The sequence below is a fragment of the Croceifilum oryzae genome (genome assembly GCF_030814315.1).
GTDB lineage: Bacteria > Bacillota > Bacilli > Thermoactinomycetales > Thermoactinomycetaceae > Baia > Baia oryzae.
Map to the genome: position 1 here is coordinate 291224 of NZ_JAUSUV010000001.1, position 24004 is coordinate 315227.

At 43.0% G+C, this 24004-nt stretch carries 22 protein-coding genes; 19 read left to right on the top strand and 3 right to left on the bottom strand.

What is annotated here, in order from left to right:
• Positions 1-9: 9 nt before the first annotated feature.
• The 4 genes from ligA (at position 10) to J2Z48_RS01425 (ending at position 6005) form a co-directional block, all read left to right on the top strand.
• A complete protein-coding gene (gene ligA / locus J2Z48_RS01410; protein WP_307250270.1) occupies positions 10-2019 on the top strand; it encodes an NAD-dependent DNA ligase LigA in 2010 nt (669 codons plus the stop codon).
• A gap of 210 nt (positions 2020-2229) precedes the next feature.
• Positions 2230-3480 (top strand): transglutaminase domain-containing protein, encoded by a 1251-nt coding sequence (locus J2Z48_RS01415; protein ID WP_307250272.1) that lies wholly within the window; start codon positions 2230-2232, stop codon positions 3478-3480.
• A 99-nt stretch (positions 3481-3579) separates the two neighbouring features.
• Positions 3580-4836 (top strand): transglutaminase domain-containing protein, encoded by a 1257-nt coding sequence (locus J2Z48_RS01420; protein WP_307250274.1) that lies wholly within the window; start codon positions 3580-3582, stop codon positions 4834-4836.
• Between the two features lie 245 nt (positions 4837-5081).
• Positions 5082-6005 carry an RluA family pseudouridine synthase gene (locus tag J2Z48_RS01425; protein ID WP_307250276.1) on the top strand — a complete coding sequence of 308 codons (924 nt, stop codon included), beginning with the start codon at positions 5082-5084 and terminating at the stop codon, positions 6003-6005.
• A gap of 84 nt (positions 6006-6089) precedes the next feature.
• Here the strand turns inward: J2Z48_RS01425 and J2Z48_RS01430 are convergent, their stop codons facing one another.
• Positions 6090-6254: a hypothetical protein gene (locus tag J2Z48_RS01430; RefSeq protein ID WP_307250278.1), complete on the bottom strand. Its 165-nt coding sequence runs from the start codon at positions 6252-6254 to the stop codon at positions 6090-6092.
• A gap of 132 nt (positions 6255-6386) precedes the next feature.
• Between J2Z48_RS01430 and J2Z48_RS01435 the strand changes: the two genes are divergently transcribed.
• The 4 genes from J2Z48_RS01435 (at position 6387) to J2Z48_RS01450 (ending at position 13573) form a co-directional block, all read left to right on the top strand.
• Positions 6387-8828, top strand: coding sequence for a transglycosylase domain-containing protein (locus J2Z48_RS01435; protein WP_307250280.1), 2442 nt, complete (start codon positions 6387-6389; stop codon positions 8826-8828).
• Positions 8829-9082: 254 nt separating this feature from the next.
• Positions 9083-11848: a transglycosylase domain-containing protein gene (locus J2Z48_RS01440; RefSeq protein WP_307250282.1), complete on the top strand. Its 2766-nt coding sequence runs from the start codon at positions 9083-9085 to the stop codon at positions 11846-11848.
• A 124-nt stretch (positions 11849-11972) separates the two neighbouring features.
• Entirely contained in the window at positions 11973-13022 is a 1050-nt protein-coding gene (locus J2Z48_RS01445; RefSeq protein ID WP_307250284.1) for a YkvI family membrane protein, read from the top strand.
• Positions 13023-13039: 17 nt separating this feature from the next.
• Positions 13040-13573: a glycerol-3-phosphate acyltransferase gene (locus tag J2Z48_RS01450; RefSeq protein WP_307250286.1), complete on the top strand. Its 534-nt coding sequence runs from the start codon at positions 13040-13042 to the stop codon at positions 13571-13573.
• On the opposite strand, the gene J2Z48_RS01455 is transcribed toward J2Z48_RS01450, so the two are convergent.
• A complete protein-coding gene (locus tag J2Z48_RS01455) occupies positions 13570-14376 on the bottom strand; it encodes a DUF2797 domain-containing protein (RefSeq protein ID WP_307250288.1) in 807 nt (268 codons plus the stop codon). The two genes, J2Z48_RS01450 and J2Z48_RS01455, sit on opposite strands and share 4 nt — an antisense overlap.
• Positions 14377-14678: 302 nt before the next feature.
• On the opposite strand from J2Z48_RS01455, the gene J2Z48_RS01460 reads away from it, so the two are divergent.
• Positions 14679-15029 (top strand): hypothetical protein, encoded by a 351-nt coding sequence (locus tag J2Z48_RS01460; protein WP_307250290.1) that lies wholly within the window; start codon positions 14679-14681, stop codon positions 15027-15029.
• A 93-nt stretch (positions 15030-15122) separates the two neighbouring features.
• On the opposite strand, the gene J2Z48_RS01465 is transcribed toward J2Z48_RS01460, so the two are convergent.
• Entirely contained in the window at positions 15123-16376 is a 1254-nt protein-coding gene (locus J2Z48_RS01465; RefSeq protein ID WP_307250292.1) for an endonuclease/exonuclease/phosphatase family protein, read from the bottom strand.
• A gap of 194 nt (positions 16377-16570) precedes the next feature.
• Here J2Z48_RS01465 and J2Z48_RS01470 point away from each other — a divergent pair, with 194 nt between their 5' ends.
• The 10 genes from J2Z48_RS01470 (at position 16571) to J2Z48_RS01515 (ending at position 23983) form a co-directional block, all read left to right on the top strand.
• Entirely contained in the window at positions 16571-17701 is a 1131-nt protein-coding gene (locus tag J2Z48_RS01470) for an oxalate decarboxylase family bicupin (RefSeq protein ID WP_370872842.1), read from the top strand.
• A 138-nt stretch (positions 17702-17839) separates the two neighbouring features.
• Positions 17840-18772, top strand: coding sequence for an ABC transporter substrate-binding protein (locus J2Z48_RS01475; protein ID WP_307250294.1), 933 nt, complete (start codon positions 17840-17842; stop codon positions 18770-18772).
• Between the two features lie 30 nt (positions 18773-18802).
• The gene (locus J2Z48_RS01480; protein ID WP_307250296.1) at positions 18803-19828 is read left to right on the top strand and encodes a FecCD family ABC transporter permease; all 1026 of its coding nucleotides are present in this window, start codon (positions 18803-18805) and stop codon (positions 19826-19828) included.
• A 69-nt stretch (positions 19829-19897) separates the two neighbouring features.
• On the top strand, positions 19898-20656 hold the full coding sequence (locus J2Z48_RS01485) for an ABC transporter ATP-binding protein (protein WP_370872844.1): 759 nt from the start codon (positions 19898-19900) through the stop codon (positions 20654-20656).
• Positions 20653-21210 (top strand): cob(I)yrinic acid a,c-diamide adenosyltransferase, encoded by a 558-nt coding sequence (locus J2Z48_RS01490; protein WP_307250300.1) that lies wholly within the window; start codon positions 20653-20655, stop codon positions 21208-21210. The genes J2Z48_RS01485 and J2Z48_RS01490 overlap by 4 nt, the downstream gene beginning before the upstream one ends.
• A 66-nt stretch (positions 21211-21276) precedes the next feature.
• Positions 21277-21642, top strand: a complete 366-nt coding sequence (locus tag J2Z48_RS01495; RefSeq protein WP_307250302.1) for an arsenate reductase family protein — start codon at positions 21277-21279, stop codon at positions 21640-21642.
• A gap of 208 nt (positions 21643-21850) precedes the next feature.
• Complete coding sequence (locus tag J2Z48_RS01500; protein ID WP_307250304.1) at positions 21851-22390, top strand: peroxiredoxin; 540 nt, start codon at positions 21851-21853, stop codon at positions 22388-22390.
• A 120-nt stretch (positions 22391-22510) separates the two neighbouring features.
• Positions 22511-22963, top strand: a complete 453-nt coding sequence (locus J2Z48_RS01505; protein ID WP_307250423.1) for a TlpA family protein disulfide reductase — start codon at positions 22511-22513, stop codon at positions 22961-22963.
• 19 nt (positions 22964-22982) lie between these two features.
• Entirely contained in the window at positions 22983-23363 is a 381-nt protein-coding gene (gene gcvH / locus J2Z48_RS01510) for a glycine cleavage system protein GcvH (protein WP_307250306.1), read from the top strand.
• A 200-nt stretch (positions 23364-23563) separates the two neighbouring features.
• Complete coding sequence (locus tag J2Z48_RS01515) at positions 23564-23983, top strand: hypothetical protein (protein ID WP_307250307.1); 420 nt, start codon at positions 23564-23566, stop codon at positions 23981-23983.
• Positions 23984-24004: the final 21 nt, after the last annotated feature.

Sequence of the window (24004 nt, forward strand, 5' to 3'; positions counted from 1 at the left end):
TCTGAACCGTTGACGATTCAAGAAGCGGGCCAGCGTGTGGAGGAGCTTCATCGTTTGCTCCATCGTTATAACTATGAATACCATGTGTTAGATCAACCAACGATTGAGGATAGCGAGTATGACCAGTTATTGCGTGAACTAGTCGAGATCGAAAATCGTTTCCCAGAGCTATTAACTTCAGACTCCCCTTCCCAGCGAGTAGGGGGGACTCCGCTCGCTCATTTCGAAAAAGTAGAACATCTAAGTCCGATGCTGAGTCTAGGAAATGCATTCGATGAACAAGGTCTCCGTGATTTCGATGAGCGGATTCGGCGGATGACGGGTGAGGCTACTATTCGTTATGTATGCGAATTAAAAATCGATGGATTAGCTGTTTCATTACGCTATGAGGATGGGCGCTTTGAACTGGGAGCCACTCGTGGAGACGGTGAAACCGGGGAGAATATTACCGGGAATCTAAAAACGATTCATTCGATTCCGCTGCGTTTGACCGAGCCGCTTTCGATCGAGGTTCGTGGCGAGGCGTATCTGCCTAAAAAAGAATTTGCACGGATTAACCAGCAAAAAGAGGAGCGCGGGGAACCACTATTTGCTAACCCTCGTAATGCGGCGGCTGGTTCGCTTCGGCAATTAGATCCCAAGCTGGCTGCGGAACGTGCGTTAGATATCTTTTTGTACGGAATGGGTGACCTGTCAGGGCTTGATATACACACTCATACAGAGTCCCTTAACTTCTTGACCCATCTGGGGTGCAAAGTAAATCCAGAATTCCGTACAGTGGATGATATCGATGGCGTGATCGAATACATAGAGAGTTGGCAGGCAAAACGTCCTGATCTCGGTTATGAAATTGATGGAATCGTGATTAAAGTGGACGATCTTGCGTTACGGGAAGAGTTAGGATTTACCGCAAAAAGCCCCCGTTGGGCGATTGCTTACAAGTTTCCAGCAGAAGAGTCTGTCACGATCTTAGAGGGAATTGAGATCAATGTAGGTCGTACGGGTGTTGTAACCCCGACTGCATTGCTAGCCCCTGTAAGCTTGGCGGGAACTGTGGTCAAACGAGCGTCCCTTCATAATGAGGACTTCATTCGGGAAAAAGGGGTGATGATCGGTGACCATGTCATCGTCAAAAAAGCGGGGGATATTATTCCAGAAGTAGTAATGGTTTTAACCGATAAACGGACTGGAAATGAATATCCCTACGAGATGCCTACTCATTGCCCAGAGTGTCAAAGTGACCTTGTACGTTTAGAAGGGGAAGTGGCTCTTCGCTGTGTTAATCCGCAATGTCCTGCTCAAACTCGAGAAGGAATCATTCACTTTGTCTCCCGTGGCGCAATGAATATTGATGGTTTAGGAGACAGAGTTGTCACCCAGTTATTTGAAGCGGGTCTGATTCAAGGAGTAGCCGACTTATATACTTTGACCCGAGAACAACTTATCTCCTTAGAGCGGATGGGTGAGAAATCGGTGCAAAACTTGCTTTCAGCGATCGAAGAGAGTAAAAAGAACTCTCTAGAGAAACTACTCTTTGGCTTAGGGATCCGCTTTGTTGGGGCAAAAGGAGCGAAAATCCTAGCCCAGCATTATCTGGATATCGATGCCATCATGGTTGCTACAGAAGAAGAGCTCATCGAACTCGAAGAGATTGGAATTAAGATGGCGGGAAGCATTGTTGCCTATTTTGCCAATCCAGAAGTGCGTCACATGATTGAGCAATTGCGCCAAGCAGGAGTGAACCTAACTTTCACTGGAGGAGCAGTCCGTGCAGCAGGAGTCGCCGAGAGTCCGTTCAGCGGGAAAACAGTGGTGATTACGGGCACACTGGAAACCCTCTCTCGCAGTGAAGCAGGAGACTTGTTAGAAACACTAGGAGCGACTGTCACAGGAAGCGTTAGCAAAAAGACAGACTATGTAATCGCGGGTGAAAAGGCAGGCTCTAAACTAGATAAGGCAGAAAAACTAGGAATAAATATTTTAGATGAAGCTACTTTTCTATCTATGTCCATGAAATAAAGTAGAAAAATATCAAAAATATTTATTAACTATATATATCTATTATGGTGTATGATAGTAATGCTTTAAAATGGAATTTGAAATCGAAAATTGGTTGGATCATTGGTTGTCAATTTATTATTTTAAGGGAATTGCCAAACGGTAATTCTCTTTTTTTCTTGAATAGAAGTATCGTTAATGTTAGATGAAAAGATAAAGGGTGAGGTATGGTTGAGGAAATTTGCAATCATGTTAGGTTTTTGTTTACTAGGTAGCACCTTAACTTCGTGTGCGTTACCAATCGCAATATCCAACTATATAAATTCAACTGAACATGAATCAGATGGTAGTAAGAAGATTGAATATACGGATGAGGCGAAAAAGAATGGATTTACATTGGAAAAACCGACAACGGGGAAAGTCATAGGGAAAGAGGAGTTCTTAGTTCAAGGATCTCTTGCGGAATCAAAAGCAGGAGATAAAATATCTGTTTGGGTTTCAAAAGATGGTCTATCTGGGGAAAAAAAAGTTGCGATAAAGGATAAAAAGTTTCATGAAGCCATTCCTCTTTACTATGGTAAGGGGAGTCATCAGGTGGAAATCATGATGGAAACCAATGGTTACAACGTAACTGTTGCCAAATTTACAGTAGATAATACTTCCGATGTGCAACAAACACCTATAAAATATAGTAAGCCTTATAAAGCAAATGGGATTACACTCGATCAACCCATTGCAGGTGGGAAAACCTATGATGGCAAAGTACTATTACAGGGAACGGTTGCACCTCCTTCCAAGGATGCAAAACCGGTAAAATATCTGGTTGTTCATGCAGAAAAAGACAAAGACACATCGATGTACTATCTTCCAGTCGAGAATCAAAAATTCTCCCAATGGATTCCATTGCGATTTGGAGCTGGGGAGTATGTAGTAGGTCTCTCGTTAGATGAGGGCGGCGAGTATTTTACTCCTCTTGTAGACATAGACGTGAAAAACTCAGTAACGGCTGATTTACGTGACTTATTACCTGGAAGCGGTATTGAGTCTGATAATCCTGAAATCATTTCTCTGAGTAAAAAAATTACGACCAACACGAACTCACCGATGGAAAAAGCACGAGCGATCTATAAGCACGTTGCGACAAATGTATCTTACGATCTGAAAAAGAAAGATAACTATTGGGATGATGGTGCATTAAAGACGTTACGAGAGGGTAAAGGAATATGCCATGATTATACCCTTACCACGATTGCCCTTCTGCGTGCGAGTGAAATTCCTGCGCGATATATCGGGGGCGATGCAGGGGAACCTCATGCTTGGGTAGAAGCAAAGATTGGGGATAAGTGGATTACGATGGATCCAACATGGGGTTCAGGCTATTCGGTTGGAAAGAAATTTGTAAAGGCATATGACCCATCCTATTTTAATCCAAACCCCGCTTCTTTTAAGAAGACTCATAAGAAACCTGAAGTTATTTACTAAAATCGATTAATCAAAGAATAAAGGGGTAAGAGGAGAGGGACACCGTAATGGTAATTCCTCTTTTTTACTAGAGCTGAGAAGATAAAGGGTGAGGTATAGTTGAGAAAACTTGCAATCATGTTAGGTTTTTGTTTACTAGGTAGCACCTTAACTTCGTGTGCGCTACCAAATGCAATATCCAATTTTGTGGATTCAATTGAACATGAAACAGGCGGAAGTAAGAAGATTGAATACACAGATGAGGCGAAAAAGAGTGGGTTTCTATTAGAACAACCGACAACGGGAGCAGGTATAGGGAAAGATGAGTTTCTCATTCAAGGATCTATTGCAGAAACAAAAGCAGGGGATCAATTATTAGTCCGGATTTCCAAAGAGGGTCAGGTTGGGGAGAAGGTTATTTCCATTAAGGATAAAAAATTTCGTCAACCAGTGCCCCTATTCTATGGGAAGGGGAAGCACGAGGTTGAAATCTTAATTCCTGATCCTTCTAAGAAAAACTATTATTTCTCCGCAGCTCGATTTACTGTAGAAAATACCTCTTCTATACAACAAGTCCCGATGAGATACAATCCTAGCTTTTATAAAGAGTATGGGGTTACATTAGAGCAACCCATTGCAGGTGGGAAAATCTATGATGGCAAAGTGCTCTTGCAAGGATCTGTAGAGCCTCCTTCCAAAGATACGAAACCAGTAAAGTATCTCGTTGTTCGTGCGGATAAAGGAGAAGACAAATCAAATTATTACATTCCAGTCAAAGATCAAAAGTTTTCTCAATGGATCCCGTTGCGATTTGGAGCTGGAGATTATAAAGTGCAACTTACTGTAGGAGACTTGCATTATTCCCCTGTTGTAAGTTTTGAAGTAAAGAATTCAGTAACGGCTGATTTACGTGACTTGTTACCAGGAAGCGGTATGGAGTCTGATAATCCTGAGATCATCTCTCTGAGTAAACAAATCACAGCCAACGCGAGTTCGCCAATGGAGAAAGCGCGAGCGATCTATAAGCATGTTGCTACGAATGTATCCTATGATTTGAAAAAGAAAGATAACTATTGGGATGATGGTGCCATCAAGACGTTACGAGAGGGTAAAGGCATATGCCATGATTATGCCCTTACGACGATTGCTCTGCTCCGTGCCAGTGAAATTCCTGCCCGATATATTGGAGGCAATGCAGGGGAGCCTCATGCTTGGGTTGAGGCGAAAATTGGTGATAAGTGGATTACGATGGATCCGACGTGGGGTTCAGGCTATTCGGTTGGAAAGAAATTTGTAAAAGCGTATGACCCATCCTATTTTAATCCAAACCCCGCTTCTTTTAATAAGACTCATAAGAAATCTGAAGTTATTTACTAAAAATGATCAACTGTATTCATACCATTCATCAAGGATTGGTGTGAATATGGTTTTTTTGTATTAACAGACTTTGGAATATAACAAAGAAGTAAGGATGTTGTAAGATAAAACGATAGAACAGATAGTTGGTTTCTTTTAGGATAGAGTAGAGATTCTTTATATAACGAGGATTTCGTGCGTTCTACCCATTCCTTTGGTATACTACACGAGTTGACGGATATCGTCATATTCGGAGGTGTACTAGGATGTCTAAGACGACCCTATTTCAACATGTTGTCACTCCTGAAGAAGATGGGGAGTTGCTCGAAACCGTTTTACGAAAGCAATTTCGGTTTTCGAGGCGGATGATGCGTGTTCTTAAGCATGAGAAGCGAGTTTGGGTAAATGGAGAATGGACTTTCTTTCGAAGTCGGGTGAAAGAGATGGACCTGATTCGAATTGAATTGAATATTGCGGAAGACGTGGAGTATATTTCTCCTGAAGAGGTTCCTTTTACAGTGGTCGATGAAGATGAGGATCTGATCGTGGTAAATAAGCCACCAAATACAGTCGTTCATCCTACTGGCTCTCATCAACACGGAACACTTGCAAATGGGTTAATTTATTATTGGCAACAGCGGGGAGAAAATCATAAGATCCGTCCGGTTACGCGATTAGATAAAGATACATCTGGCTTGATGGTACTAGCAAAACATGCTTACGGTCATGCCTTTCTAGCAGATCAAATGGCAAAAAAACGATACGAACGAAGTTATTTCGCGATCGTTCACGGGAATCTCATTCATGACAGAGGAACGATCGACCTTCCCATTGGAAAAGTTCCGGATGTACCTCTGCTCCGATTTATTGACTTTAGCGAGGAAGGAAATAGGGCGGTTACCCACTATGAAGTAATCGAACGATTTCCCCATGCTTCTGTCTTGCGTCTATGGCTCGAAACAGGTAGAACCCATCAAATTCGGGTTCACCTCTCTTCCATTGGACATCCCATTATCGGAGATGAGCTTTATGGGCACGGAGAGGAAGAGAAGCATCTGATCGGTAGGCAAGCACTACATGCGAAGTCGCTTAAAATTTACCATCTGCGAAAAAGGGACTGGGTAGCATGGGAAGCACCGATCCCTGAAGATATGAAGCAATTACTTCATACACTTCGTAAGGACTCATAAACGGTACCCTACAGGCAAGTTTTAGGGGATATATAGTCGGGTAAGAGTAGATTGCGATATAATAAAAATTAGTTCTTATTTTCCTTATTCTTGTCTCTTAAAATACCAAGACAGGCAAAACCAGAAAGCAGAAAAGAGAATACCATAGAAAAATAGGTCCCATCCGCTCGTAAACCCTAAAAAGATAGACAGTAAGATCCCTGCGATTCCTGTAAAACGACATGCAAAAACAGCAGCATTCGTATTCATATATTCTTCACCTCATTCCCTATCATAAGTGCTTTTTAGATGGATAACAAGCCAGTAGGGGGAGGCTAGACGTTGTTTTGCAAGTAAGTTATGGGAGTCGAAGTTGGGAATTTTTCAAGGAGGTTTGAATCTATGAATCTATTTAGGAGGAGTAAAGACACTAGTCAGAGCTCCAGATCATCGGGATCGGCACCATTGGTTCAATCTCAAACGAAACGTGCCTCGGGCTCTCGTATCGCGAGAAGAAAATCAAGTGGTGGAAGCTCGAATGGCAAAACTGGTTTTCAAAAATTGTTTACACTGAAATGGATCGGTATCGTATTTGCTACCGCTATGTTACTAGTAGTGGGGATGTATGTCACGATTTCGGCGATGGGTGTAGTATATCCGATTAATAAATTAGATCAGATCTTGGCCTCATCCGTACTCGAAGATGCAGACGGGAAAAAGATTCCGGTTAGTGATGACGAGTATCGCGACTATATTTCATTAGATGATATAAAAAAGGTAAACCCACTTTTGCCACAAGCATTTGTGAAGGTGGAAGATAACCGGTTCTATGAGCATAAAGGTGTCGATTATTGGAGTATGGGTCGTGCGATGGTGACGAACCTCATTGCGATGGAAAAAAGGCAAGGTGGTAGTACGCTCACGATGCAGGTTGCGGGGAATGTAATCTTAAATGACCGGAAGAAGACATTTTCACGGAAATTGATGGAGATTGGAACCGCATGGAACTTGGAGTTAGAAGCGGGGAAAGATAAAATCCTCGAAGCGTACCTCAACTATATTAGCTTCGGTGGAAAAGCCCGTGGAATCAAAGCAGCTTCCCTCTTCTATTTTAATAAAGATATTAGTAAAGATAAATTAGAAGTCGCGGAGATTGCCTATTTAGCAGGATTACCTAAGGCCCCAACCCGATATTGTGGCTTTTGTGGGAAGGAAAATGCTGAGCGAGGCGAAAAACGTGCACAAACGACTTTATATGTAATGTCGCATGATGATGATGGCGCAAAGCCGATTATTACCACGGATCAATACGAAAAAGCAAAGAAGCATAAATTCAAATGGACGACCGATTATCGGGATAAATACTTAGCTGGTAAAAGCTCACAATTAAATTCTGCTTTTATCACGCAAGTAAAAGCAGAACTAAAAGAGGACTACGGATATTCAGACGAAGAAGTTGAGAATTTAAGTACACTCGGGCTTCAGATTAAAACCCGTCTAAACCAAAATGTGCAGAAAGAAACGCAAGAAGCACTCAATAATCTCGACAAAACCAGTTCCCAGCTCCAGGGAGGAACGGTTACGTTAGATAAAGATGGTTATATCGTTGCCATCGGTGGTGGGAAGAATTATAAACCGGGTGATTTAAATAAAGCATTTAGCGATCCGAAACAACCGGGTTCATCGATTAAGCCGTTAACGGTATTTGCTCCTGCGATGGATTTAAACAAGGATAAAGTGAATCCGTATACGACCGTAGAAGACCGTAAACAGGATTTCGGCGGTGGATACTCTCCAGATAATGCAGATGGACGAGAGCATGGTACGGTTCCCCTACAAGAAGTGGCTAAGAAGTCTTATAACTTAGGGACACTAGACACCTTACAAAAATACGTGGGAGTTAGTAAAGCGTTCCAATATACGGAAAAATTGGAGCTAGGACTCGACCCCAAAACGGATAAAAATATGGGTGCTCTCGGCTTAGGCGGCGTTGGTAAAGGGGTAACTCCTTTACAAATGGCTCAAGCTTACACCGCATTCCCTAACAATGGAGTTATGAAGCATGCGCGGACGATTGTGGAAGTCCAAGAGCCTGCGGATGGGAAGCTAAAAAAGAAACCATTAGAAGATAAGGCGAAAAAGAGGTTGGAAGATAAAAAGATTTATGAACCTCAAGCGGCTTACTATACTCATAAGATGCTACAAGAAGTAGTGAAATCTGGAACAGCAACGGGTGTGAAATCAGGGAATCAGCCTGTTGCCGGTAAGACAGGTACAACCAACGAAAACAAAGTAGCTTGGTTTGTCGGCTATACACCGCGCTATGTAACGGCGGTTATGGTATATAACACGAAGCCTGAGAAGAAAGTAACTGCTTTATCAGGTGGTAGAGTTCCGGTTAGCGTATTTAACGACATTATTCAAGCGGCAGAAAAAGGTCAAAAGGCTCTTGAATTTACCCGCCCAGATGGAGTAAAAGATCCAGACCCACCATTTGAGCTGAGCAAGGTGAATTTGACTGGTAACTTTGATTCTGTTAAGAATGAAGCCATTCTGAATTGGTCTGTACCGCAAGATATGCAAACGCCTCGTGTTCGCTATGAGATCTATCGTATAGACGGTGGAGAGAAGAAAGTCCAAGATGCTGCCTTTAGTGATACCTCGATTCGAGTCCCATTAGACGGGGAGTCAGGTAACAGCTTCCAGTTTAAAGTAAAGGTGATTGATGGAGAGACAGGGCAGTCAGTAGATTCTAATACAGTTACTGTGACCCCATCTGGATCAGGAGAACAGAAAGAAAGCAAGAAAGACAAGGGTTTCTTTGACTGGCTAACTGATTGGTAGAGAAAAACGAAGAAAAAGCTAGGATACCTTTGAGGTCCTAGCTTTTTTATCAATGTTCAAGGAAATGTCACCGCATATTTAGAATTTGCCTACAGAATGGGGAATTCTTCGGTTGCATCTCTGAGCGGTCTAATGTACTCTAATGAAGAAAATAAGGGGTGTAATGATGAAGGATTTCCTATCAGATAACATGCTTTTTGTAAATGTTAAAAATCGGAATAAAATTGAATTTTTTTACATAGGAGGTTGAAGAAATGAGTGATTATCCACGCAATTCGCGTAGCCATAACCATCAAGGCTCCAACTTCCAAGAGTCATCTCGAGCAGGTACGAGTCGTTCGGGAGGACGAATGAGCCGACTTCAAGCGATAAATGGTTCGAGTCAAGATGGGGATTCGGTATCATCTAGCTCGGAGCGAGGGGCTCGGAGTCGCGCCAGTCGAGCAGGTAAGGGAGCAGGTGGAAGACGTTCCCAACAGACAGGTGGCAAGAAGGGACGCAGTGGCTGGAGAAAGTATATTAATTTGAAGACGATCGGGGCTACCTTGGGGATTCTATTTCTCATCGGGGCTGGAGTTCTTACATATTTTTTCGTATCAGTACCACCGATGTCGATAGATAAATTAAAAGAAGCTAACAAGAGTTCGAGTGTTGTAATGGACAAAGATAATAAGGTTATTGGCAATATTGGAGATCGAAAACAACAATTTGTCTCGCTTAAAGACTTGAAGGAACATAATCCGATGTTGGTCGAAACCCTTGTGAAAACAGAGGATGCTCGGTTTTATAAGCATGGTGGTGTTGACTATCAAGGCTTAGGAAGGGCTGTATACCAAAATATTTTAAATCCGGGTAAAGGTGGCGGTGGTGGTACACTTGCGATGCAGCTTGCGCGGAACATCATCCTAAAGAACAAAGAGAAAACGGCTAACCGTAAGGTGGCAGAGATGAAGGTTGCTTGGGATTTAGTTGGTGATCCGACAGTGGGTAAAGATGGGGTCTTAGAAGGCTATCTAAACTATATTGACTTTGGAACGACCATCCAAGGGGTACAGGCGGCTTCTAAAATTTACTTTGGAAAAGATTTAACCAAGGATACACTTAAACCTGAAGAAGTGGCTACCTTAATCGCGATTCCAAACAACCCGAATACGTTTAACCCACTCTCAGAGAGCCGTCATGCAAAGTTAAAAGAACGTCGTGACTGGATCTTGAAGAACAAGATGACTGATTCCGAGTATTCACCTGCCTTACTGACGAAGGACAAAGCGGAGCAGGCGGTTGGGAATTCGGTTGAGTCGACATTACGTACGGGAGAAGATAATAAGTTAGCGGGCGAATTCCAAAAGAAAACACAACACGCGGCTTATATAGACTATGTTCAAGATGAATTACGAGATCGCTACGGAATTAATCCTCAAAGTCTCAATAATGAGGGCTATAAGATTAAAGTTGCGATCGATCCCAAGATGGATGATATTGTGGATCAAGAAGTAAACAACGATGAGAACTATAAGAATAAAAACTCTCGGGGCAAATCAGGAAAAGCTTTAAAGGCATCTTTTGCCATCACAGAACCTCAAACAGGAGAGATTAAAGCATTGTCTGGTGGTAGAGGTTATAAGGTAGGAGCGTTAAACTATGCAACGAGTCGTTTCTCACCAGGCTCATCCATTAAGCCAATCGCAGCATACGCGCCTTACCTTGATCTGAATAAAAAGCTTGATATGTATTCAACCATTAGTACCGAACAATTTGTTGGTCCTGGAGGTTGGAGACCTAAAAATGCATCGGGAACTCCTCCTGCTAAAGAGTCAGTGCAGTTGGTTAAAGCGTTGGTTGATTCTAATAACCAAGCTGCCGCTAGAATAGTGGTTGATAAGGTGACCCTAGAAAAATCAGAAGATTATCTTCGGAAAATGGGCTTAAAGGTAAACGGAGAGGTTCCTTCTGCTTTAGCCTTGGGAAGTGGATTTAAAAATAACGGTGTTACAGCTCCTGAGATGACACAAGCGTACTCGATTTTCGTAAATAATGGAGCATCTGTACAAGCCCATACCGTTTTAGAAGTCAAGGATATGGCAGGAAAAAAGATTGAGCCAAAGAATCCAGAAGGTTTTAAGCCAGGAGACGAAGTAGTCTCCAAAAAAGCAGCTTATAATACACTGCTGATGTTGAAAGAAGTAGCGAAGGATCATAATGTTAAAATCGCAAACCATGAAGTTGCAGGAAAGACGGGAACCAACAATGATAATAAATCCGGGGCATACGTCGGGTTTACCAATAACTTGGTAGGTGCTGCCTTTGTAGTGAATGATTACAAATACAAAGAAGGCGATCCTGAATTTGTTCCCATCTCAGGTGCTATTCAGCCGACACAACTATGGAATGCTATTATGAGTAAGGTCTTGAAAGATCTTCCGGCAAGTAAATTTAAAAAGCCAGAAGGTGTAGAAGAACCTCAACCTCGTGAAGAAATAAAAGGATTTAACTTCTCGATCTCGTCCAATGGTCAAGGAGTTAAGATCAACATCACGGGTGGCTCACCAAATGCCGTCTACAAAGTTGAGAGAAAAGACGGTACGGGCTATACGACAGTAATTGAAGAAGGACATGCGGGTTCTCTAGTAGATTCAAGTGCGACGGTTGATGTAAACGATCCGAACCAGAAGTTTACTTACAAAGTGACTGCAACGGTAAAAGGTGACGGAGATGAAGAGGGCGGTACCAAGACGGTAGAAAAGACGCTGTCGCTCTCAGGTACGAAACCAAAACCGGAGGATCCAACGAAATGTGATCCAGCTGTGGATCCGACGAAGTGTAAAGATGATCCGAATAAGCCAACGGATCCGAATAAACCAACGGATCCAAATAAGCCGCCATGTGCGCCAAATGATCCGAGTTGTAACGATCCAAATAAACCAGATCCAAATAAGCCACCAGATAGTGGTGGTGGCCAAGATAATAATGGTGGAGGACCAAAACCACCACCAGGTCCTGGTGGTGGCAACCGGCCCTAAGCCAATCAAAGAGAAAAACCTCAGACTCACTCGTGAGCTGGGGTTTTTCTCTTTGTGTTCTAATCCAACGACCTGTCCCATATAGTAGTCCTAGCCATGTTTGTCAGGAAGGTTGTGGAGACTTGTGCGAGGTCGTCTTTCCTTAGCGGTTCGAGTGGGATTTACGTATTGTGGGACGATTGTGGGAGCAGGATTTGCTTCCGGACAAGAGATTTTGCAATTTTTCTCCATGTACGGTCGATACGCGATAGGAGCGATATTGATTAGTACCTTTCTATTTTCATGGTTTGGAACTCGCATGATGATCTTTGGATCGAGGCTTCGGGCTCACTCTTTTGAGGAGTTTAATCTATATGTATTTGGACCTCGTTTTGGACCTGTGATGAGCGCGATGATTAGCATCGTCTTGTTCGGTGTGACCGCTTCGATGCTATCAGGAGTAGGTTCCCTGTTTCAGGAGCAATTGGGGCTTTCGTTTCATCTAGGTGTGATGCTCACGATTGCCATCACGTATTTCGTCTGTAAGAAGGGCATCAACGGGATCATGTCAGTAAACTCATTCGTGGTCCCTTTGATGTTTTCATTCTTGATCGTGATTGGTTTGTACTCTTGGTATTACGGAGATTGGCAAGTGATTGCGGTACAAGAATCAAATGGAGAACATGGACATTGGCTCATCTCAGCGATTACCTATGTTGCTTTTAATATTGTGATGGCACAAGCCGTGTTGGTGCCACTTGGTGCGGAAATCAGAGATGAAGGTGTACTGCGGTTAGGTAGTTGGATTGGGGGACTTGGACTCGGGTTTATGCTACTAGCTAGTAATTATGCGTTGCAGCTTCATATGGATGAAGTGAAGTTATACGATTTACCGATGGCATGGATGGTTTCACAGCTAGGGGAGTGGATGCAGGGCTTCTTCTTGATCGTGATCTGGGCGGAGATTTTTACGACACTCGTAAGTAATGTGTACGGTTTAACAGCAAATTTACAGCGAGTGTTCCCTGTACGTCAGACACATGTAATGCTAGCCATTTTTGGGATTGCGTATGCTGGTTCTCTAGCAGGTTTCTCTACATTGGTACATATTTTATATCCGCTGTTTGGTTATTGTGGATTCATTATCATGTTTCAATTGCTGTATCGATTTACTCCCAAGCAAAAAGTCGGATAAGGGAAGGATGAACGATATTGGGTTTCCTTTTTGGTGTCATCATTGCATATTTAATTGGAAGTTTATCTCCGAAGTGGTGTATTCAAATTTGCTCTGTTCGTTATCCCACTCGAGTGGCATGGATCTTGTTGGATGTAGTGAGGGGGTTAGTAGCAGTAGGCATTGGTCTGATATTTGCTGGATGGATGGGGGCGTGGGCAGCACTCATTTTCGCTGTTTTAGGAACATGGTACCCCTTTTACCCATCCATTCGGCCGGGAGAGGGAATCTGGATTTGTGTAGGAGGCTTGATTGTGTTAAGCCCGTTTCTCCTTATAGTAGGGGGCTTGATCTTTATTGTAAGCCTTTTTCTCACTCGCTTTACCTTTCTCTCTACATGGCTAGCCATTGCAGGGATTTGCCTGCTATCCTTATTTTTCGTCTCGCAAATTTCAGTGTGGGTGATCTTGTTTGGACTAGGAGCAGGTTGTATCTATCAGCAAAAAGATCATTGGATCCGATTCCAAAAAGGAATGGAACCGAAAATCAAGCCACCTTATAAGCTGTTTTAGGTTCCAGATGCCTCCCAAGATATATGGTATCCAGAGTGATTACGCACTTGAAGAACGCCTTGATCGAGAATGATATATTGTCCTTTCACACCTAGTAGATTTCCTGTTACGTCCGACTGCTTTAAGAGATTGATCGATTTTACTTTTTCAGGGATTTCTACTTGTGGATATTGAAAATGACGAATTTCCTCGTCCGATAATAGATAAGGATGATAAGGTTCTGGTATGTATCCGAGCGCTTCCTCACGCACAATCGTTAAATCGACATCACTGCCTTGACTTGTGAGCATACGCCGCCAATTCGTTTTATCCGGTAGATGATTACTTAAGAGAGCCTCGATTTCTCCTGCGTCCTTACGGGTTGGAGCGCAAGCAATCGGTACCGCCGCAACAGCCCCTTGGTCAATCCAGCGTCGCGTTTCGTTCCCTGCCCTCGTGATTCCTACCTTCACTCCACTGCTGATCGCTAAGTATACAAAATGTGGTGTCATACAATAAGCCATCCCGAATTCCGGATCACGACAAGTTCCTTCATGAAAATGACAACGATCTGGCCGCACGAAGCAAAGATCCGTTTGCGGAAGAGAAGCAAAGCACGGGTAGCAGTAGCCACTGCCGTATGTTTTTTTAATTCGTTTATCACAGTGTATACAGCGAATCTCTCCAGTGAATGAGATCGTGATTTCGGTCCCTAGATAATCGTTAAGCGTGATTTCTTCACCCGAAAGCTGGAGTAGATAGTCGATAGGTTGATCCTGATTCCACGTATGTACAAGCGGTGCAAGCGTACCAGTTTGTTTCATAGGTATATGGTTTCCTTTCTAGTTACTCTATCTATGTAATTTTATGAGTTAGAATGCTACCTTTACTATATAACGAATTCGTTTGATATAGGGGATAAAATACCTTCTACTAATAATTATTTCTGGAAACTAAAGAAGAGGAGTTCACTAGGATAGTTGAACCCCTCTTCTTATATGATGCCTTGTGGAATAATGATACAAATAAATACCAAAAAGTAATAATTTTATGTCATAATAAGGTTTCTATAGAGTTTTTTATAAGTAAGCATAATAATTTACCACTCTTAAAAAGGAGTCTCAACATGGAAACTGTTACTTTGTATCGCCCGGTAGGACAAAAAGAACTAGATTTAATTCAAGCTAGCAACTATCGTGCCTTCCCACCACGTCTTTCCTTTCAACCTATTTTCTATCCAGTTTTAAATGAAGAGTATGCGATTCAAATCGCTCGTGACTGGAATACAAAAGATGAGACATCGGGTTATGTAGGGTATGTGACTCGCTTTCAGGTTCGTAAAGACTTGATCAATCGTTACACCGTTCAAACAGTTGGTGGAACGGGGCATCAGGAATATTGGATTCCTGCCGAAGAGCTTGAAGAGTTTAATCAACATATCGAAGGAGTTATTGAGGTTATAGCTGAGTTTCGTTAATGTATTTGTGAACAATATATAAAACAGCTGTTTTACAACCAGAAGAGGAGCCCACATTAAGCGAGCTCCTCTTCAATATACCAATCCACTAAACTACGGGTTAATCGTATAACTCGACACGACAGCGGCATGATCGGTCGGCCAATCATTGTTTTGATGCTGTCCGTAGGGTCTTGGACTACCCACCATAAACACCTTCGAATCAGTTGCTTGTGCTCTACCTTTTGAATAGATGAAGTCAATCCGATCTTGAGGCTCCTTTGGATAGCTGGTATCCCAAGGATGATCGTATGTGTAAACGGGAGACCAAGTATTCCCTGGGTCTGCGGCTGGGTCGGGATGAATGGCACGATAGGAGTCAATCATGCCTGCTTGTTCAATCTTCTTGGAAACGGGCCAATCCAACACGTAACCTTGATGAGTGTTCTTTGTTGCTTCCACCCAGTCTAAGTGTGAGGGAGCATTAAAGTCACCGAGTAAGAATACCGGGATATTGGCAGAGAGATATGGGTTTAATCGATTTAGGATGTTGGTCGTTTGAACGCCACGGCTACGTTCTTCGTTTGCAATAATGTCCTTTGGTGATTTCTTATCAAAATGGGCCAAATAGGGACTGTATACTCTATAATCTAGGTGTGCGGACGCGACCATGACTTCCTGTCCGCTCGGTAAGCGAACACGAGCCGCTGATGCACCGACGCCTTCGAACTCAAATGTTTCAACGATCGGATATTTGCTGATCACACCGCCATCGTGAGAAGCTTGATAGTAGTACCAGCCTAAACGCTTAGCTATGGCGGTAACGGGTTCTGCTTTTTCTTGAAATCCGACGATATCAGCGCCTGACAACCGTACAGCATTAACGATCTTTTCGAGCCCATTGGCAACATTGGCCCCACCGTTCCACGTATTCATAGACATGATTTTCACGGTTTCAGAGGATTGAGCGGGAGATTTCTGATTGGTCACGTTGATGGAAATATCAGGACTGATCTTGGTATATCCATCATCAGCAAAAAAACGGATTTCGTAGGTTCCAGCTTCTAGGACTCCATTCAGAGTCACCGACCCGTTAGTAGCCCCTGAACTAGCTGTTTTCGATCCGTTGACGTACACCCAATCCAAGGAGGGTGAGTTTGCGGCGCCCTTACGATAAATGCCAATCCAGTCTTTTGCATTACCGGGACCTTGATTAAAATTGATTTGAATGGCTTCACCCGTACTATACGATTGTTTTTTAGTGGAGAGGTAAGGGCTTGCGGCGAAGCTGTGACCCACCATAGAGAACGACATGATACAGAGACATAACAATAATACAGGGATTAAGATTCTCTTTCTTATCAACATAAAGAAACACCCTTTCCCTTTCATTTTGACCTGATTCTTCCAAATTATAACTTGCTATGTTTAATGATTTATAAATGGAATGTTTAATTGTGTTAATTGTTTGAATGAAATGTGTGTTGTCAAAAATCCTTATTTCCTGCATACAGTTAACAGAGGTGATGACATTGGATGAGAATCGTCGTATTCCACAGCCGATGAGGGCGGATGGCAGTGGATGGTGGGATTTTGGCCCGCGGAATGTGATGCGTGATCGAGAAAACCCGGATATGCTCGTTCCGCCGGTAACGGATGCAGGCACGCTTCCGAACTTGAAGTTTTCGTTTTCTGATACGTACATGCAATTAAATCATGGGGGTTGGTCACGAGAGGTGACGGTTAGACAGCTTCCGATTGCAACCACGCTGGCTGGAGTCAATATGGCGTTAACTCCGGGAGGGGTGCGTGAGTTACATTGGCATGAACAGGCAGAGTGGGCGATCATGCTGATAGGACGTGCACGGATTACGGCAGTGAATCAGAATGGGCGAAATTTTATTGCTGATGTGGGTGTAGGGGATCTGTGGTACTTTCCACCGGGAATTCCACATTCGATTCAAGGATTGGAAGAGGGATGCGAGTTTCTTCTTGTTTTCGACGATGGAACCTTCTCGGATCTGAATACGTTATCTATTTCAGATTGGTTCGCACATACGCCGAAGGACGTGCTATCGGCCAACTTTGGTGTCCAACCAGACAATTTCAACAACATCCCCAATCACCAGAGATACATCTTTCAAGCCGAAGTGCCAGGACCTCTAGATAGCCAAAGGGTGATCTCTCCATATGGAACCGTATCAGAAAGCTTCACCCATCGTTTGCTAGCCCAAGAGCCGATTACAACTCCAGGTGGGCAAGTACGTATAGCGGATACGACTAACTTTCCTATTGCAGAAAAGGTTGCGGCGGCATTGGTAGAAGTGAAACCGGGTGGCATGAGGGAGATGCATTGGCATCCAAATGCAGATGAGTGGCAGTATTATATCTCCGGAAAGGGTCGGATGACTGTTTTTGCGGGTGAAGGGACAGCACGTACATTCGATTACAGTGCCGGTGATGTAGGTTATGTTCCTCGCGCTTTCGGTCACTATGTCCAAAACACAGGTGACCAAAGTTTATGGTTCTTAGAAATATTTAAGAGCAGTCGCTTTGAAGATGTGTCTCTGAATCAATGGATGGCGCTTACACCTCGTCAACTAGTAGAAGATAATCTACATGTAGGTCCTGCATTTATGCATTCATTACGAAAGAAAAAGTGGCCTGTAGTCAAATATCCAGGGTTTTATTAGGGATTCACGAAGAAGGTTATTTCCTATATAATGAATCCGAACCTAGCGAATAGTAGGAATGTTTGTCGACTGTTGGTGGGCTAGTGGTCTATCAACCACTTGAAGTAGTAGAGAATGATCTATATTTAGGAGGTACATATGAAAAGGCTTTCAATTCGCAAATGGATGCTAGTCTGTTTGTCTCTTTTTCTTGTTTTTAGTGTAGTAGTAGGATGTCAACCAGGGGACAAGCCACCTGTTTCGACACCGGTTACGCCTAGTAAAGTGAAATACCCGATAACAGTTAAAGATATGGCTGGGAATACGGTGGAATTCAAGAAGCCAGCCGAGAGAATCATTTCACTTATCCCTAGCAACACGGAGATTGCATATGCGATCGGTTTAGGAGATAAGATGGTGGGAGGTACTACCAACGATGACTTCCCAGTAGAAGCGAAGAAGCTTGAAAAAGTAGGCGACTTCACCATTAACGTTGAAAAGGTAGTTTCTCTCAAGCCAGACTTGGTACTTGCTTCTACGATGAATAAAGAAGTCGAGAAGCTTAAATCGCTAGGCATTCCTACCCTTGTTCTAGATGGAAAATCGATCAAAGAAGTATTTGAGTCGATTACAATTGTAGGAATGGCCACGAATAAAGCGCACGAAGCGGATAACTTAGTTGGAACGATGACCAAAGAAAAACTAGCAATCTACCAAAAAGTGACTCCGATTGCTAAGAAGAATCCGAAAAAAGTATGGCTCGAGATTGATCCGACTCCTATGACAGCTGGTGGCGATACGATCTTAAATGAGATGCTCGAAGTTGCCGGCGGTATAAATGTAGCGAAAGAGTTAAAAGGGTGGCCACAAGTAGGTGCAGAGAAAGTGGCAGCTTGGAACCCCGATGTGATATTCTCAACCTACGGAAGTACAAGCCAGATCGAAGCTCGTCCCGCATGGGCAAGTGTTGGAGCAGTCAAACAAAAACAAGTCTTCACCCTCGACGGGAATACAACCAGCCGCCCAGGTCCTCGAATCATCGAAGGCATCAAAGAGATGGCAACCAAGTTGTACCCCGAGGCAATGAAGTAAAAATATATTGGGTTAATATCGAGGCTTATCATGAGACGAAAATATAACAAGAAACATGTATATATCGGCGGAGGAATGTTCCTCTGCTTTCTTTTTACCTTTATACTGGCTGTAACCGTAGGAAGTTTAAAAATCCCTATCTCAGAGATTTGGAACGTGATTGGACACCATACCATCGGATTCCCTAACCAAGTAGATCCGACGCTAGATGCGGTTCTCTGGTCTCTTCGTTTCCCACGGGTTGTGTTAGCGATGGTAGTAGGAGCTAGTTTAGCGCTTGCTGGAGTGTTATATCAAGGGGTGCTACGAAATCCGTTAGCAGACCCGTATATACTAGGAGTCTCCTCAGGATCGGCTACAGGAGCGATTATCGCGATCCTATCAGGGATTGGAGCAGGCATCTGGGGAATGTGGTTCATTTCCTTATCCGCCTTTATAGGAGCTTTCATAGCCACGGTCAGTGTGTTCCTTTTAGCAGGGAGAGAATTAAGAACCAACACATTAATCCTAGCAGGTGTCGTCATACATGCCTTGTTCGGAGCGATTATTACGTTTCTACTTTCTATGTCTGTCGAACAAATGTCCCGAATTCAATACTGGCTGATGGGGAGCTTTTCGTTAAGAGAGTGGACCCATATCTGGATTCTCATCCCGGTTATCCTAGTCGTGATGGCAGTGGCGTGGTTTACTCAACGAGAATTAAATCTATTCGCTGTAAATGCACGTACCGCTGCGCATGTTGGAGTATCGGTGAAGAAGACGAGATTTCTATTACTAATCCTAGCGTCTCTTTTAACAGCCATGGTTGTTTCAATATCAGGAGTAATTGGCTTTGTAGGGATTGTCATCCCCCATTTGATCCGCATGATAATCGGCGCGAATCATCGTTTTTTAATCCCATATTCGATTCTAGCCGGTGCTACTTTTATGATGGCGAGTGATCTACTCGCGAGGACGATTTTCGATCCGAGAGAACTACCAGTTGGTGTGATTACAGCCTTCTTAGGTGCTCCGTTTTTTTCCTATTTTCTTTACAAATGGCGACGCAATTTATAGATTGCAAGAGAAGGAGTTATCATCGTGCTAACCATACAATCTGTTTCCAAACACTATGATACACGCTGTGTGGTAGATGGAATCTCTTTACAGCTAAAACGTGGAGAATCCATTGGCATACTAGGGTCCAACGGGAGCGGCAAAACAACGCTCTTACGAATGATATCGGGAGAGTTAATGCCAGATCAGGGAGAAATTTGGTTAGAAGAACAGAATCTATTGAAGCTAAAGCCGAAAGCGAGAGCGAGAAAGATTGCGGTTCTCGCTCAAGAATTGCTCGGAGATGCTCCTTTCACCGTACGAGAGATGATCGAAATGGGGCGCTATCCGTATTTATCACGCTTTGAAACGTTATCAGATCACGACCACGATGTAGTAGATCAAATTTTACAACAAACCAACCTATTAGATCGCAGGCATACTCGTATTACAGAGTTAAGCGGAGGAGAGCGCCAGCGAGTAGCGATTGCCCGTGCATTGGTACAGGAGCCTGACATTCTCCTGCTAGATGAGCCAACTACCTATCTAGATCTAGAAGCACAATGGTCTCTGCTCGATATATGCAAGCATTGGCAAAAGGAAAAGGGTTTAACACTTGTCATGGTCATTCACGACCTCAATGTGGCAAGTCTCTTTTGCGATCGTGTTCTCTTCTTACAAGATGGAAAATGCATCGCAGAAGGTACCCCAAAAGAGGTAATTTCCGCCTCCTTAGTCGAACAAGTATATGGAGTCACTACTGTGGTCATTCCTCATCCCGAGACAGGCGTTCCCCAAATATTACATCAGCCGTTTACGAACAATTCCCGAAAGGAGCATGCCTTATGAAAATCTACACCCGCACAGGAGATGCCGGCAAGACAGCTGTCGTCGGTGGACGCGTTGACAAAGACGATATCCGTGTTGAAGCTTACGGAACCATTGATGAATTAAATTCATTTGTAGGTGAATCCATCACCCGAATGTCTCCCGAAAAGCATGCTGACCTAATTAGTCACTTCACAGAGATCCAGCATGAGCTATTTGACGCAGGCGGCGACCTAGCTCAAGTAGGAAAAGAAAGACAATACAAAGTGACAGGCGCCATGGTAACACGACTAGAGGAATGGATTGATCAATATGAATCGGAATTAGCCCCGTTGCGCCGTTTCATCTTACCTGGAGGAACTTCATTGTCTTCTAGTATCCATATCTGTCGAACCGTTTCCCGCCGTGCAGAGCGTTGCGTAGTTAGCCTCTGTAAGTCAGAAGAAACCAATGAAGAAGTTCGTCGTTACCTGAATCGTTTATCCGATTATTTTTTTACCGTGGCACGTGTGGCGAATACCCGATCGGGTGTAAGTGATGTAGAATATATACGAGGCGGACAAGCTTTTTCATAAACCTCCAGATTCTAGTGAAACCTAGACAACATAACGATTCTTTATGGAAAGAGTGTGATCAACCAGATGTCCATTATCATGTATGAATACCCAAAGTGTGGAACCTGCCGAAACGCAGTGAAATATCTTCAGCAACATAATGTTTCTTTTGAAGATCATCATATTGTTGAAGCCCCTCCTTCTGTGGAACAGTTACGTAAAATGGTGGATGTAAGTGGACTTCCAATCCAAAAATTCTTTAACACATCCGGAAAGAAATACCGAGAGTTAGGCTTATCGCAGAAGTTAAAAGAGATGACGGATGATGAGAAGTTAGCCCTATTAGCTTCTGATGGGATGTTGATTAAACGTCCTTTGGTAACAGACGGAAAAAAGGTTACAATTGGCTTTAAAGAGAGCGAATTTGAAACCAATTGGGTTGCACAAAAATAGTAGCTTTAGTGGCTCGGAGTGAGTTGTCTAATTGTAATAATTATTTTTACATTATACTTAATACAAATTGATATTGACTATAAATAATGGTCATGTTATCCTAAATTTGTTCAGGGTCATGCTACTGTGTTTATCTGATCCATCTATTGGATAGATTAACAAATGGCATGATTCGAAAATATACTCACCGATAGAGGAGGAAATACTCATGACAGCACGTCTTGTAGGACTTCCAGCTCCAGATTTCGTAATGGAGAGCACAAAAAACCTAGAAACATTGAAAGAGCAAGCAAAGCTAGTTGACTATGAAGGCAAATGGCTCGTAATGTTCTTTTACCCACTTGATTTCACCTTTGTATGCCCAACTGAAATCACAGCACTTTCCGATCGTGCAGATGAATTTACCGATCGCGATTGCGAAATCTTGGGTGTAAGCACAGACAGCGTGTATTCACACCGTGCATGGATCCATACTTCCCGTGAAGATAATGGACTAGGCGACATTCAATATCCACTCGCTGCTGATACCAATCACAAAGTAAGCCGTGCCTACGGTGTATTAAAAGAAGACGAAGGAATTGCATTACGTGGTCTCTTCATCATCGATCCAGAAGGAATCGTTCGTTATCAAGTCGTAACGGATGATAACGTAGGTCGTAGTGTAGACGAAACCCTTCGTGTACTCGACGCTCTTCAAACAGGTGGACTTTGCCCAGCTAACTGGAAACCAGGTCAAAAAACACTGTAATCACGTTCATCACATCCATAAAAGGGCCTAACAAACATCTGTTAGGTCCTTTCTTACAATAGATTCATCTATTCAGTTAACAGGAATTACGATATTATGAAGGAGGGTTTCCTCATGGCTATGCGTCTACGTACCGAAATGCCGGAGTTAGCAGGAGTAACAGAGTGGGTGAACAGTGAAACTGGCAAAGAGGCATTAAATGGTAAGCCAGTTTTGGTTCATTTCTGGTCCATTAGTTGTTACTTATGTAAGGAGAGCTTCCCAGAATTGAAGAAAATGCGGGAAGAGACCCCAGAGCTTGAATTCGTCGGGATTCACATGCCTCGCTCTGAAAAAGATACTAACATCGATGAGGTAAAAGCAACTATTGAGCAGTATGGTTTGCAACATCCACAAGCGATTGATAATGAACACAAGGTAGTAGATGCGTTTGAAAATGAGTTTGTACCTGCATTCTACTTATTTGATTCTACAGGGGTGTTACGTCATCGCTCTGCTGGTGAAAAAGCTCTCTCCTTGCTCAAAAAACCACTCGAACGTGTCTTGAACGAAGAAAAGGAAAAACAATCTTAATCCTTGGGAGGGTTCCTGCATGAATTTACCAAAAGAGTTGCGCTATACAGAAGAACATGAATGGGTAAAAACCGAATCTGATAACAAAGTACGCGTAGGTATCACTGACTTTGCTCAATCTGAATTAGGAGATATCGTATTTGTTGAACTCCCAGAAGTGGGCGACAAAATCGAATCAGGTCAACCGTTTGGTAGTGTAGAGTCTGTGAAAACCGTTTCGGAACTTTATGCACCTGTAAATGGAACCATCGTAGAAGTAAATGGCTCCCTTGAAGAATCCCCAGAAAACGTAAACGATGCACCTTACGAAGATGGATGGATGATTGTAGTAGAGCTTGACGACGCAGCTCAATTAAAAGAGCTTCTTTCAGACGAGCAGTACAAAGAATCCATCCAATAATGGACGATGATAGATTGATAGACCCCAGCGATCTACTGTATCTACTGGGGTTATTTTCATATTTTCCCCTGCATAAATATACGGAAAAAAGTTTGAAAAATAGGTTTAACGCTTCTGTGACAAGGGAATATATGCATTACTCTCTTATTTCAAAATGTTTAGATGAATCTATTTATCAGAAGGGTAGAGGAGGGAATTGCATGATCTACTGCTGCGGTGCAAGTATGATTGGCAAAATCGGAACGATTGTGCGAAAACAGGTTTCGGTTCATCAAGTACCGGTTCTCTATTGTCCTGTCTGCCAGAAGAGACACGTTCATCCTGCTGTGAAAGAACAATTTGAGTTGGTAGTAGAGTATGCTATCGAAGATCGCGTCAAAGAAACCACCCTCTACGATCGTATTGATCCTAAAATGTTAAAAAAATGGAAAGAATCTAGCTTTAGCTTTGAGGAAGAGGATAACCAAGAATCGATCTTACGAGAACAAATCGATCTTGCTTTGGATCTGCTACGTATCTGTAAACCAGACTACGATTGGGCTGACCTCCTAAAAATTCGTCTCAAAGTGCTAAGTGAAAAGCTACGAAACATGGAAATATCAAAAGAGAATAGTTGTTAATGGGGGACCGTTTAGATAAAA